General features: G+C 67.6%; 12 protein-coding genes. 11 read left to right on the forward strand and 1 reads right to left on the reverse strand.

Going from position 1 to position 11,628, the window contains the following annotated elements:
* Positions 1-85 precede the first annotated feature (85 nt).
* The 11 genes from BLQ14_RS14440 to phoB all read left to right on the forward strand — a co-directional run bounded on the left by BLQ14_RS14440 (position 86) and on the right by phoB (position 10,656).
* On the forward strand, positions 86-988 hold the full coding sequence (locus BLQ14_RS14440; RefSeq protein WP_092501279.1) for a YicC/YloC family endoribonuclease: 903 nt from the start codon (positions 86-88) through the stop codon (positions 986-988).
* A 3-nt stretch (positions 989-991) separates the two neighbouring features.
* Positions 992-1,657, forward strand: coding sequence for a guanylate kinase (gene gmk / locus BLQ14_RS14445; RefSeq protein WP_092501280.1), 666 nt, complete (start codon positions 992-994; stop codon positions 1,655-1,657).
* Positions 1,638-2,171: a gamma carbonic anhydrase family protein gene (locus BLQ14_RS14450; protein WP_092501281.1), complete on the forward strand. Its 534-nt coding sequence runs from the start codon at positions 1,638-1,640 to the stop codon at positions 2,169-2,171. The genes gmk and BLQ14_RS14450 overlap by 20 nt, the downstream gene beginning before the upstream one ends.
* Positions 2,164-3,357, forward strand: a complete 1,194-nt coding sequence (locus BLQ14_RS14455) for a trans-sulfuration enzyme family protein (RefSeq protein ID WP_092501282.1) — start codon at positions 2,164-2,166, stop codon at positions 3,355-3,357. The genes BLQ14_RS14450 and BLQ14_RS14455 overlap by 8 nt, the downstream gene beginning before the upstream one ends.
* Positions 3,354-4,394, forward strand: a complete 1,041-nt coding sequence (locus BLQ14_RS14460; RefSeq protein ID WP_092501283.1) for an ATP-binding protein — start codon at positions 3,354-3,356, stop codon at positions 4,392-4,394. The genes BLQ14_RS14455 and BLQ14_RS14460 overlap by 4 nt, the downstream gene beginning before the upstream one ends.
* A 167-nt stretch (positions 4,395-4,561) precedes the next feature.
* A complete protein-coding gene (locus BLQ14_RS14465; protein ID WP_092501284.1) occupies positions 4,562-5,602 on the forward strand; it encodes a substrate-binding domain-containing protein in 1,041 nt (346 codons plus the stop codon).
* Between the two features lie 88 nt (positions 5,603-5,690).
* Positions 5,691-7,076 (forward strand): phosphate ABC transporter permease subunit PstC, encoded by a 1,386-nt coding sequence (gene pstC / locus BLQ14_RS14470; RefSeq protein ID WP_342670252.1) that lies wholly within the window; start codon positions 5,691-5,693, stop codon positions 7,074-7,076.
* On the forward strand, positions 7,069-8,361 hold the full coding sequence (gene pstA, locus BLQ14_RS14475) for a phosphate ABC transporter permease PstA (protein ID WP_092501285.1): 1,293 nt from the start codon (positions 7,069-7,071) through the stop codon (positions 8,359-8,361). Before pstC ends, pstA begins: the two co-directional genes overlap by 8 nt.
* 82 nt (positions 8,362-8,443) lie before the next feature.
* Entirely contained in the window at positions 8,444-9,187 is a 744-nt protein-coding gene (pstB, locus tag BLQ14_RS14480; protein ID WP_245657127.1) for a phosphate ABC transporter ATP-binding protein PstB, read from the forward strand.
* Between the two features lie 21 nt (positions 9,188-9,208).
* Positions 9,209-9,970 carry a phosphate signaling complex protein PhoU gene (phoU, locus tag BLQ14_RS14485; protein ID WP_092501286.1) on the forward strand — a complete coding sequence of 254 codons (762 nt, stop codon included), beginning with the start codon at positions 9,209-9,211 and terminating at the stop codon, positions 9,968-9,970.
* Complete coding sequence (gene phoB / locus BLQ14_RS14490) at positions 9,967-10,656, forward strand: phosphate regulon transcriptional regulator PhoB (RefSeq protein ID WP_092501287.1); 690 nt, start codon at positions 9,967-9,969, stop codon at positions 10,654-10,656. The genes phoU and phoB overlap by 4 nt, the downstream gene beginning before the upstream one ends.
* A gap of 129 nt (positions 10,657-10,785) precedes the next feature.
* Here the strand turns inward: phoB and BLQ14_RS14495 are convergent.
* Positions 10,786-11,628 (reverse strand): IS30 family transposase (locus BLQ14_RS14495; RefSeq protein ID WP_092501288.1); only part of this gene is annotated, 843 nt, incomplete at its 5' end.

Below are 11,628 nucleotides of genomic sequence, written 5' to 3' on the forward strand. Positions count from 1 at the left end.
CCTACGCCCCAATTCGTTACCCGGCCGTTAACATGCCATGAAACCGGGCGCGGCTGTGCAAACAAAACGTTAAAGGGTAAATGCCATGGTCCAGTCGATGACCGGCTATGCCGCGCGCAGCGGCGTGGGCGAGGGCGCCTGCGAGGGGTGGAGCTGGTCGTGGGAGATCCGCTCGGTGAACGGGCGGGGGCGTGACATCCGCCTTCGGCTGCCCGACTGGATCGAGGGGCTGGAGCCCGCCGTGCGCGAGGCGGTGAGCGCGCGCATCAGCCGTGGCAGCGTGACCGTGAGCCTCAGGCTCGAGCGCACGGGCGCGGCACAGGCGCTCCAGCTTGACCGGGAGGCGCTTTCCCGGACGCTCACCCAGCTCGGTGAGATCGCCGCTGCGGCGGCGGCGGCGGGCATCCCGCTTGCGCCGGCGAGTGCGGCGCAGATCCTCACCCTGCCCGGTGTTCAGAAGCCTGCACAGGGGGCCGAGGACAGCGAAGCGCTCAAGGCCGCGCTTCTTGCCGATCTCGCGGCCGCGCTCGATGCGCTCGAGGCCGCGCGCAAGGCCGAGGGCGAGGCGCTGAAGGCGGTGATCGCCGCGCAGCTCGACCGGATCGAGGCGTTCTCTGAGAAGGCCGCGCAGCTTGCCGAGGAGCGCGCCCCCCGGCAGGCCGAGGCGATGCGCGCCGCGCTCCAGCGCGTGATGGCCAATATCGAGGGTGCCGACCCCGCCAGGCTCACGCAGGAGCTCGCGCTGATTGCGGTCAAGTCCGATGTGACCGAAGAGATCGACCGGCTGCGCGCCCATGTCGCCGCCGCGCGCAAGCTCCTTCAGGCCGAGGGTCCGGTGGGGCGCAAACTTGATTTCCTCACCCAGGAATTCAACCGCGAGGCCAACACGCTCTGCGCCAAATCGGGCTACGCGCCGCTTACCGCCGTCGGGCTTGACCTCAAGGCGGTCATCGATCAGATGCGCGAGCAGGTGCAGAACCTGGAGTAGGCCATGGCGATGAGGCGCGGACTTCTCATCATCCTGTCCTCGCCCTCGGGCGCGGGCAAGTCCACGCTCGCGCGGCGCCTGCGCGAGTGGGATCCCTCGATCCGCTTTTCCGTCTCGGCCACCACCCGTCCGCCGCGGCCCGGTGAGGTGAACGGGCGCGACTACTGGTTCCTGACGCGCGCGGAGTTCGAGGCCAAGGTCGCCGCGGGCGAGATGCTGGAACACGCCGAGGTTTTCGGCCATCTCTACGGCACCCCGCGCGCGCCGGTGGAAGAGGCCATCGCCGAAGGCTGCGACGTGCTCTTCGACATCGACTGGCAGGGCGGCCAGCAGATCCGCAACTCCGCGCTCGGCAAGCATACGCTGTCGATCTTCATCCTGCCGCCCTCGATTCCCGAGCTCTACCGCAGGCTCGTCAGCCGCGCCTCCGACCCCCCCGAGGTGATCGCGCGGCGCATGCAGAAGAGCCGCGACGAGATCAGCCACTGGCCGGAATATGACTATGTGCTGGTCAATGACGATCTCGACGTCACCGCCGGCCGGCTCGAGACCATCGTCACCGCCGAGCGCATGCGGCTCTCGCAACAGCCCGGCATTGTCGATATCGTGCGCCGGCTGAATGCCGAATTCGAGGAGTGGCAGAAATCCCATGCCGATCTACGAGCTTGACGGTCACGCACCGGAATTTCCGCAAAATGGCGACTATTGGGTCGCCCCCGACGCCAATCTGATCGGCCGGGTGGTGCTGGAGGAGGGCGCCTCGGTCTGGTTCGGGGCGACGCTCAGGGGCGACAATGAGCCGATCGTGATCGGCGCGGGCTCGAATGTGCAAGAGAACACGGTGATGCACACCGACATGGGTTATCCGCTCACCGTGGGCCGGAACTGCACCATCGGCCACAAGGCCATGCTGCACGGCTGCACCATCGGTGACGGCACGCTGATCGGGATGGGGGCGACGGTGCTCAACGGCGCGAAGATCGGCCGCAACTGCCTGATCGGCGCCTGCGCGCTGATCACCGAGGGCAAGGAAATCCCCGACGGCTCGCTGGTGATGGGCGCGCCGGCGCGGGTGGTGCGCGCGCTCGACGGGCGGGCACTCGAGATGCTGGCGGCCTCGGCGCGTCACTATCAGGAGAGGATGCGGCTCTTCCGCGCGCGGATGAGGCGGGTCGATGGCTGAGCGCCCGCTGACCCCGCGCAGCCTTCCCTGGCCGGAGAGTGCTGCGCGGCCCATCGGTGCGCCGATCCAGCCCTCGGTCGTCTATGCCGCCGAGAGCCCCGATGCGCTCGATGCGCAATACGAGGGGCGTGCGCACGGTTACACCTACGCCCGCGAGGGGCATCCCAACGCCGACCGGCTGGCTGCGCTCATCAGCGCGATGGAGAGGGTAGAGGGCGGGCTTGTCACCGGCTCGGGGATGGCGGCGGTGGCGGCGGTGCTGATGGGGCTGACCCGCGCCGGCGACCATGTGCTGGGCGGCGATCAGCTCTATGGCCGCTCGCTCAGGATGATGAGCGAGGAGCTGCCGCGCCTGGGCATCAGCACCTCGCTTGCCGATCCCACGGACGCAGAGGCCTTCGCCGCGGCGATCACGCCCCAAACGCGGCTCATCCTGATCGAGGCGGTCTCGAACCCCACGCTGCGGGTGGCCGATCTCGAGGCGATTGCGCGCATGGCGCGCGAGCGGGGCATCCTGCTGGCCGTGGACAATACCTTCACCACGCCGCGCGCGCTCAGGCCCTTCGATCTCGGGGCCGACATCGTCATCCACTCCGTCACCAAGCTCATGGCCGGGCATTCGGATGCCACGCTCGGCTGGGTGGGCGCGCGCGATGCGGCGCTCCTTGAGCGGATGCGCGCCTTCGCGGTGACGCTGGGGCTCACCCCGAGCCCGTTTGACTGCTGGCTGGCCGAGCGCGGGCTGATGACCTTCGAGCTGCGCCACGAGCGCGCCGAGGCCAATGCCGCAAGGCTTGCCGAGGCGCTCGCCGGGCATCCGGGCGTCAGGCGCGTGCTCTATCCCGGCCGGGCCGATCACCCCGACCATGCGCGCGCCCGCGCGCTTCTGGGCGGGCGCTGGGGCAACATGGTCTCCTTCGAGATCGCCGGCGGGCGGGCGGCGGCCAATGCGCTGGTGCGCGCCGCGCCCGAAATCGCCTTTGCACCCACGCTGGGGGATGTGGCGACCACGCTGTCGCATCCGGCAAGCTCCTCGCACCGCGCGCTCGGCCCCGAGGCGCGCGCCGCGCTCGGCATCTCGGAGGGCTTCTTCCGGGTCTCGGTGGGCGTGGAGGATCCGCAGGCGCTCATTTCCGCCTTCGGGCGCGCCATCGACGCCGCAGCGGAGGCCGGGGAGCGGGCATGACGCCGCAGGAGGCACGCGCGCTCATCGCCGCGGTGCCGATGCCGCTGCTCCTTGTCGGGCCAGACGGGCGCATCGTCGCCGCCAACCCGCGCGCCGAGGCGCTGTTCGGCACCTCCTTGGCCGGGCGGCTCTATGGCAGTGTGCTGCGCCGGCCGGGGCTCCTTTCGGCCATCGAGGCGGCGCTGGCCGGGCGCGCGGCACCGGGCACCCCTGCGACCGGAGCGTTCACGGTGAGCGCCGCTTCAGGCGACATGCGCTACCGCGTCACCGCCGAGCCGCTCGAGGGCGGGCAGGGGGTGCTGGTGGCTGCGGAGGATGTCAGCCACCTCTCCGAGGTCGTCCAGCAGCGGCGCGACTTCGTGGCCAATGTCAGCCACGAGCTGCGCACGCCGCTCACCGCGCTTCTCGGCTTCATCGAGACGCTGCGCGGCCCCGCCCGCGACGATCCGGCCGCGCGCGAGCGCTTCCTTGCCACCATGGCGCGGGAGGCGGAGCGGATGAACCGGCTTGTCTCCGACCTTCTTTCGCTCTCCCGCGTGGAGGCGGAGGAGCGCATCCGCCCGACCGCGCCGGTCGATCTCACCGCCGTGCTGAGGGCGGTGCGCGCCTCGCTGGCGCCCGCGGCCGAGGAGGCGGGTGTTGCGCTCGAATTCGTGTTGCCGGATGCGCGGGTAGTGGTGCCGGGCGACGCGGACCAGCTGACACAGGTGTTCATGAACCTCGCGGAGAACGCCGTCAAGTACGGGGGGCGGACTGTCCGGGTGGTGATGCACCCACCGGCGCCGGAGACAGCCCTGCGGGGCGAGGCGGTGCGCGTGGACGTCGTGGACGATGGCGAGGGAATTGCCCCCGAACACATTCCCCGCATCACCGAGAGGTTCTACCGCGTCGATTCGCACCGATCGCGCGAAAAGGGCGGCACGGGCCTTGGCCTTGCCATCGTCAAGCACATCGTCAGCCGCCATCGGGGCCGGCTGCGCATTGCCAGCCAGCCGGGCAAGGGAAGCGAGTTTTCCGTTTATATACCAGCAAGTTAGACGAAAATGCTGAAGCTGCGTGGGGCCTCGTGGGTCAAAATTCCTTCCCGAGCCGGGGCACTGTCATCAAACTGTTACGTCTCTGTCACAAAAGCTTGGCGGCCCGCCACTAGCACAGGCGCCGGGAAACGCCCGCTACGGGCGCCCGAAGCTGACAGGAGTTGAACATGAGACTTGCGACACTGGCCGTCTCCGCGCTTTCCGTCGCGGCGCTCTCGGCCTCGGCCGCGGCAGCGCGCGATGCCATCCGCGTCGTCGGATCTTCCACCGTCTTTCCCTACACCCAGGCGGTGGCGGAGCAGTTCGTCAACAACACCGGCGCGCCTTCGCCGATCGTGGAGTCGACCGGCACCGGCGGCGGCATGAAGATCTTCTGCGCGGGCATCGGCGAGGCCCATCCCGACGTCACCGGCGCGAGCCGCGCCATGAAGCGCTCGGAGTGGGATCTGTGCATCTCCAATGGCGTCGATGACATCTCGGAGGCGCTGATCGGCTATGACGGGCTGTCCATCGCCATCTCGCGCCAGAACGACTTCGACTGGGATCTGACGCTGGGCCAGGTGTATCTGGCGCTCGCTGCGCAGGTGCCGGTGAACGGTGAATGGGTGGACAACCCCTATCGCAAGTGGTCGGAGATCGACCCCTCGCTGCCGGATGTGGAGATCCTCGCCTTCGGCCCGCCGCCGACCTCGGGCACCCGAGATGCCTTCGTGGAGCTTGCCATGCACGCGGGCTGCGAGGAGCTCGACTATGTGAAGAACGGCGGCTTCGACTCGAAGTGGGTCAAGGAAAACTGCTCGCGCATGCGCACCGACGGCCCCTTCGTGGAGGCGGGCGAGAACGACAACCTCATCGTTCAGCGGCTGGAGGCCGACCCCCATGCTATCGGCATCTTCGGCTACTCCTTCCTCTATGAAAACCTCGACCGGCTGAAGCCGGTGAATATCGAGGGCGTGGAGCCGAGCCTCGAGACCATCGCCGACAAGTCCTACCCCATTTCGCGGCCGCTCTACATCTACGTCAAGAACCCGCATCGTGGGGTGATCCCCTACCTCGAGGAGTTCATCGAGGAATACATGTCGGAAGAGGCGCTTGGGCCGGACGGCTACCTTGCCGAGCGCGGTCTGGTGACGCTCCCCGACGATCTGCGCGCTGAGGTGCAGGATCGGGTGCTGAACGCCGAGCCGATGGAGCCTCCGGCCGAATGATTTCGGTGGCGCGCCCGCCGCGCCCGTGACAAACACGCGCCGCTCCGGCCGCCCTCGGGCGCCGGGGCGGTCTGCAGAATGAAGGACGATGCTCGCCATGCCGCTTCTGGCCTTTCTCGTTCTCCTGGGGCTCTCGGTTCTGGGCTACATCTGGAACCGCCAGGCCGCCGCGGCGCTTGCCCGGCGGGGGGAGAGGCTGCACTCGCTCGAAAGCTTCCACGGCGCCTATGCCTTTCTGACCGCCTTCGTGCCGGTGACGATCCTCCTGCTCGTCTGGCTTCTGGCGCAGGGGCCGGTGATCGACTGGCTGGTGATGCGCTCGCTGCCCGAGGCGGCGCTCACGGGGGCGGACGAGGGCGCGCGTCAGCTCATCCTCGCCGAGATCAAGTCGATTGCGGGCGGGCGCGTCTTCGGCACGCCCGAGCCGTGGAAGGTGGAGGCGGCGGAGCGGCTTCTGGCGATACGCGCGGCCTCGGGTTGGGCGCTTGTCTCGGTGGTGGCGGTCCTTGCCGCGGCGCTTACCTTGCGCGCGCGTGCCCGCGTGGCGCCGGAGTTCCGGGCCCGTCACCGGGTGGAACGCATCGTGCTGTGGCTGATGGTTGCCTGCGCGACGGTGGCGATCTTCGTGACCATCGGCATCGTCGCCTCGCTGATGATCGAGACCTCGCGCTTCTTCGCCAAGGTGCCCTTCACCGAGTTCTTCTTCGGCCTGAACTGGGAGCCGCAGATTCCGCTGCGCGAGGACCAGATCGCCGCCGAGGGCGCCTTCGGCTGGATTCCGGTGATCTGGGGGACGCTGATGATCACCGTCATCGCGCTCGTGGTCGCGGTGCCGGTGGGCTTGATGAGCGCGATCTACCTCAACGAATTCGCCCCCGCGCGGCTGCGCGCGGTCGCCAAGCCGGTGCTGGAAATTCTCGCGGGCGTGCCGACCGTCGTCTACGGCTTCTTCGCCATCCTCGTGGTGGCGCCGGCGCTGCGGACGGCGGGGCAGGGGGTGGGGCTCGACGTCTCGCCCAACACCGCGCTCGCGGCCGGTTCGGTGATGGGGATCATGCTCATTCCCTTCATCTCCTCCTTTGCTGATGATGCCCTCTCGGCGGTGCCGCAGGCGCTGCGCGACGGCGCGCTCGGGCTCGGGGCGACGCGGGCGGAGATGATGACGACGGTGCTGTTTCCGGCCGCCATTCCGGGCATCGTCGGCGGCGTGCTGCTTGCGGTGAGCCGCGCCATCGGCGAGACGATGATCGTGGTGATGGCCGCGGGGCTCATTGCCAAGCTCACCCTCAACCCGCTCGACTCGGTCACCACCGTGACGGTGCAGATCGTCACGCTCCTGATCGGCGATACCGCCTTCGACAACCCCAAGACGCTCGCCGCCTTCGCGCTTGGCATGATGCTCTTTGTCATCACGCTGGGCATCAACGTTCTGGCACTCAGGATCGTCCGCAAGTACCGGGAAGCCTATGACTGACACCACCCCCACGCTGCACGGCATCGCCCGGCCCTCTGCGCAGGAGGCCGCGCGCCATCTCGCCCGCCGCAAGCGCCGGCAGAGGCGCCTTGTAGCCTATGGGCTTGCGGCCATTGCCTTTGCCTTCCTGATGCTGGCCATCCTCGTGGGCTCGCTTGTGGTCTCCGGCGCCAAGGCCTTCGTGCAGACCCATGTCACGCTCGAAGTCTTCGTCGATCCGGCCGAGATCAGGGCCGACCGGCTGCCGCGCGGGGGCTTCAAGGACGTCCTGCAAGCCGCTCTCCAGAAACAGATTCCCGGTATCGAGGACAGGAAGGACGCGAAGCGACTTCTGGGCATTCTCTCGAACGGCGCGCAGTTCATGCTGCGCGACATGGTGGTGGCCGACCCTTCGCTCATCGGGGAGACGATCAAGCTGACGGTGCCGGTCTCCGACCCCTATGACCAGCTTGCCAAGGGCGAGATCGACCCCGAGACACCGGAGGAGTTCCGCCGGCTGAAGGATGACGAGATCGCCTGGTTCCGCACGCTTGAGGAGAAGGGGCTTGTCTCGATGCCCTTCAACTGGGCGCTCTTCACCAACGCCGACAGCCGCTTTCCCGAGCTTGCGGGGCTCAAGGGGGCGCTCATGGGCTCCTTCTGGGCGCTTCTGGTATGTTTCGTGATCTCCTTTCCCCTCGGGATCGGTGCGGCGATCTATCTCGAGGAGTTCGGGCGCAAGAACCGCGTCGCCGACATCATCGAGGTCAACATCAACAACCTCGCCGCCGTGCCGTCGGTGGTGTTCGGGCTTCTGGCGCTGGCGGTGTTCCTCGGCTGGTTCGGCCTGCCGCGCTCGGCCCCGCTCGTGGGCGGCATGACGCTGGCGCTGATGACGCTGCCCACCATCATCATCGCCACGCGCGCCGCCCTCAAGGCGGTGCCGCCCTCGATCCGCGAGGCGGCACTGGGGGTAGGGGCCTCGAACCAGCAGGTGGTCTTCCACCATGTGCTGCCGCTTGCCATGCCCGGCATTCTCACCGGCACCATCATCGGGCTTGCGCAGGCGCTTGGCGAGACGGCGCCGCTGCTGCTGATCGGCATGAACGCCTTCATCACCTCCGCGCCCGCCTCGCCGATGGATGCAGCCACCGCCCTGCCCACCCAGATCTTCATCTGGGCCGACAGCCCCGAGCGCGGCTTCGTTGCGCGCACCTCGGCGGCGATCCTGGTGCTTTTGGGCTTTCTCATTGCAATGAACGCGCTCGCCATCTTCCTGCGGGCAAGGTTCGAGCGGAAATGGTAGGATGACCGAGATGGATGCAAGCAACCCCGCGACCGCCCTTGCCATCGACGAGACGGCAGAGGCCGAGGGCCGCGTCAAGATCATGGCCCGCGGGGTGAACGTCTGGTATGGCGACACCCACGCGATCAAGGATGTGAGCGTGGACATCCTCGACCGCACGGTGACCGCCTTCATCGGGCCGTCGGGCTGCGGAAAATCGACCTTCCTGCGCTGTCTCAACCGGATGAACGACACCATCGACGTGGCGCGGGTCACGGGCGAGATCCGGCTTGACGGCGAAGACATCTATGCCCCCGGCGTCGATCCGGTGCAGCTCAGGGCGCGGGTGGGGATGGTGTTTCAGAAGCCCAACCCCTTCCCGAAGTCGATCTACGACAACGTCGCCTATGGCCCCCGCATCCATGGGCTCGCGCGCACGCGGGCCGATCTTGACCGTATCGTGGAAGACAGCCTGCGCCGCGCCGCGCTGTGGGACGAGGTGAAGGACCGGCTCAACGAGCCCGGCACGGGGCTTTCGGGCGGCCAGCAGCAGCGACTGTGCATTGCCCGGGCGATCGCCACCTCGCCGGAGGTGCTCCTGATGGACGAGCCGGCCTCGGCGCTCGACCCCATCGCCACCGCCCAGATCGAGGAGCTCATCGACGAGCTCAGAGAGAATTTCTCGGTGGTGATCGTCACCCATTCGATGCAGCAGGCCGCGCGCGTGAGCCAGCGCACGGCCTTCTTCCACCTGGGCGAGCTCGTCGAGTTCGGCGAGACGCCGCAGATCTTCACCAACCCGCGCGATCCGCGCACCGAGAGCTACATCACGGGCCGGATCGGTTAACGCAAGCGCAGGGGCCAGATCATGACCGAACATCACATCCAGCGCGCCTTCGACCGCGACCTCGAGGCCATGCAGGCGCTCATCATGCGCATGGGCGGGCTTGTCGAGGACGAGATCCGCGAAGCCACGCGCGCGCTGATCGAGCGCGACCTCGAGCTTGCCGCCAAGGTCCGGGCCGACGACAAGACGGTGGATGCGCTCGAACACCAGGTCAACGAGGCGGCCGCGCGCATCATCGCCCTGCGCGCCCCCGCGGCGAGCGACCTCAGGACGGTACTGACCTCCATGAAGATCGCCACCGCGCTCGAACGCTGCGGCGACTACGCCAAGAACTTGGCCAAGCGCACCTCCGTTCTCGTGGAGATGCCGCCGATCGAGGGGGCGGACAAGGCTCTCGGGCGCATGGCGCGCGAAGTCGAGCTGATGCTGAAGGATGCCCTCGACGCCTATCTGCGGCGCGACGCGGAACTTGCCAATCAGGTGCGCGAACACGATGCCGAGGTGGATCAGATGTACAATGCGCTGTTCCGCCAGTTTCTGACCTACATGATGGAAGATCCGCGCAACATCTCGGCCTGCATGCATCTGCACTTCATCGCCAAGAATCTCGAGCGGATGGGCGATCTGATCACCAACATCGCCGAACAGACCATCTATCTCGTCACCGGCGAGATGCCCGAGGAGCCGCGCCCGAAGGAGGACTGGGTGAAGGTCGCGCGGGCCGTGGCCAGCGGGGCCGCCCAGCCCGACGCCGGGGAGGCCAAGGGGGAGGGCGGGGCATGAGTCTCGCAGCTCCGCGTGTTCTGGTGGTCGAGGACGAGGCGGCACAAGGCGAGATCCTCGCCTACAATCTCGAGGCGGAGGGCTTCTCGGTCGGGCGCGTCGCCTCTGGCGACGAGGTGATGCGCGCGGTGCTCGAGGAGGAACCCGACCTGATCCTCCTTGACTGGATGCTGCCCGGCGTCTCGGGCATCGAGTTGTGCCGCCAGCTGAAGGCCAGGGCCGAGACCCGAGCGATTCCGGTTATCATGCTGTCGGCACGCTCGGAGGAAATGGACCGGGTGCGCGGGCTCGAGACGGGCGCGGATGATTATGTGACCAAGCCGTATTCGGTGGCCGAACTCATGGCGCGGGTACGCAATCAGCTGCGCCGCACGCGCGCCGCGGCCATCGGCGAGCGGCTGGAGTTTGGCGACATTCAGCTCGATGCCGAGTCGCATCGTGTAACCCGTCGGGGCAGGGAGGTGCGGCTCGGGCCGACCGAATTCCGCCTTCTGGCAACGCTCATGGAAAAGCCTGGCCGGGTCTGGAGCCGCGAGCAGTTGCTCGACAGGGTCTGGGGCCGCGACATCTATGTGGAGACGCGAACGGTCGATGTGCATATCGGACGCTTGCGAAAGGCGCTTTGCGCCGGGGGTGAAAGCGACCCGATCCGCACTGTCCGCGGCGCGGGATACGCGCTCGGGTAGCTTCCGCGGCGTACGAGCTTCGTCCGGCACGGCATTGACCCTTGGTCATTTTTCCGTCTCGCAGAACCATGTCGGAAGGCGCTGGTGGCTGCGAATTCCAACCGAGGTGCCACTTCTGCTTGGCATAGACTATCCGCCGCCACGTGCGATCTCCATGAGCTTCTCACGGAATACCTCGGCGGGCGTTCTGAAGCCGAGGCACTTGCGGGGCTGGGCGTTGAGGCGGTCGCAAATCGACCTCAAATATCGATTTGTGAACGCCGACGGATCGGCCTGGCGCGGCAGATAGCGTCGGAGCCGCCGATTGGTGTTCTCCACAGTGCCTTTCTGCCAGGGCGCCTGCGGGTCGCAGAACCAAGTGGCCACGCCGATCCCGGCCTTCAGATGCGCCCAGGCGGTGAACTCAGTGCCGCGGTCGAAGGTGATCGAACGCCGCGCCGGTTGGGGCAGGGGTGCCAACCCGTCGATAAGAGCATCCATCACCGGCTTCGACCGCCGATCTCGGTTCTTCAGCGTGACCGTGAAGCGGCTCACCCGCTCGACGAGCGAGGTCACGTTGGCGTGCCCGTGCTCCTTGCGGAACATCATCAGATCGCACTCCCAGTGACCGAACTCCATGCGTTTGTGCACCGTGCCGGGGCGGCGAGAAATGCCGTTTTCCGCGGAAAAGCGCGCCGCGTGGGGCTTTCGGCCGACCCGCGGCCTGCGCCGCCGGCGATGCTCGGGCAGGTGGCGGAACAGCCCCAGCGCGCGGCCGGTCTTGGAATAGACAAAACGGTAGATCGTCTCGTGGCTGACCCGCACCGGATGATCCTCGAGCTTCATCCGCCCGGCGATCTGTTCAGGAGACCAGCCAGCTTTGAGACGGTCCAGCACCGCGTCTCTGACCTCGGCGTGACGCACCAGCTTGCGATGGATCGCACGGCGGCCTTCGTACATCGCCTGAGCGTTCACGGCATGATAACCGTTCAA

The organism is Meinhardsimonia xiamenensis, from assembly GCF_900102905.1.
Lineage (GTDB): Bacteria > Pseudomonadota > Alphaproteobacteria > Rhodobacterales > Rhodobacteraceae > Meinhardsimonia > Meinhardsimonia xiamenensis.

Coding starts and splice junctions, on each gene's coding strand:
- BLQ14_RS14440 (WP_092501279.1), top strand. CDS start 86: ATGGTCCAGTCGATGACCGGCTATGCCGCGCGCAGCGGCGTGGGCGAG.
- gmk (WP_092501280.1), top strand. CDS start 992: ATGGCGATGAGGCGCGGACTTCTCATCATCCTGTCCTCGCCCTCGGGC.
- BLQ14_RS14450 (WP_092501281.1), top strand. CDS start 1,638: ATGCCGATCTACGAGCTTGACGGTCACGCACCGGAATTTCCGCAAAAT.
- BLQ14_RS14455 (WP_092501282.1), top strand. CDS start 2,164: ATGGCTGAGCGCCCGCTGACCCCGCGCAGCCTTCCCTGGCCGGAGAGT.
- BLQ14_RS14460 (WP_092501283.1), top strand. CDS start 3,354: ATGACGCCGCAGGAGGCACGCGCGCTCATCGCCGCGGTGCCGATGCCG.
- BLQ14_RS14465 (WP_092501284.1), top strand. CDS start 4,562: ATGAGACTTGCGACACTGGCCGTCTCCGCGCTTTCCGTCGCGGCGCTC.
- pstC (WP_342670252.1), top strand. CDS start 5,691: ATGCTCGCCATGCCGCTTCTGGCCTTTCTCGTTCTCCTGGGGCTCTCG.
- pstA (WP_092501285.1), top strand. CDS start 7,069: ATGACTGACACCACCCCCACGCTGCACGGCATCGCCCGGCCCTCTGCG.
- pstB (WP_245657127.1), top strand. CDS start 8,444: ATGGCCCGCGGGGTGAACGTCTGGTATGGCGACACCCACGCGATCAAG.
- phoU (WP_092501286.1), top strand. CDS start 9,209: ATGACCGAACATCACATCCAGCGCGCCTTCGACCGCGACCTCGAGGCC.
- phoB (WP_092501287.1), top strand. CDS start 9,967: ATGAGTCTCGCAGCTCCGCGTGTTCTGGTGGTCGAGGACGAGGCGGCA.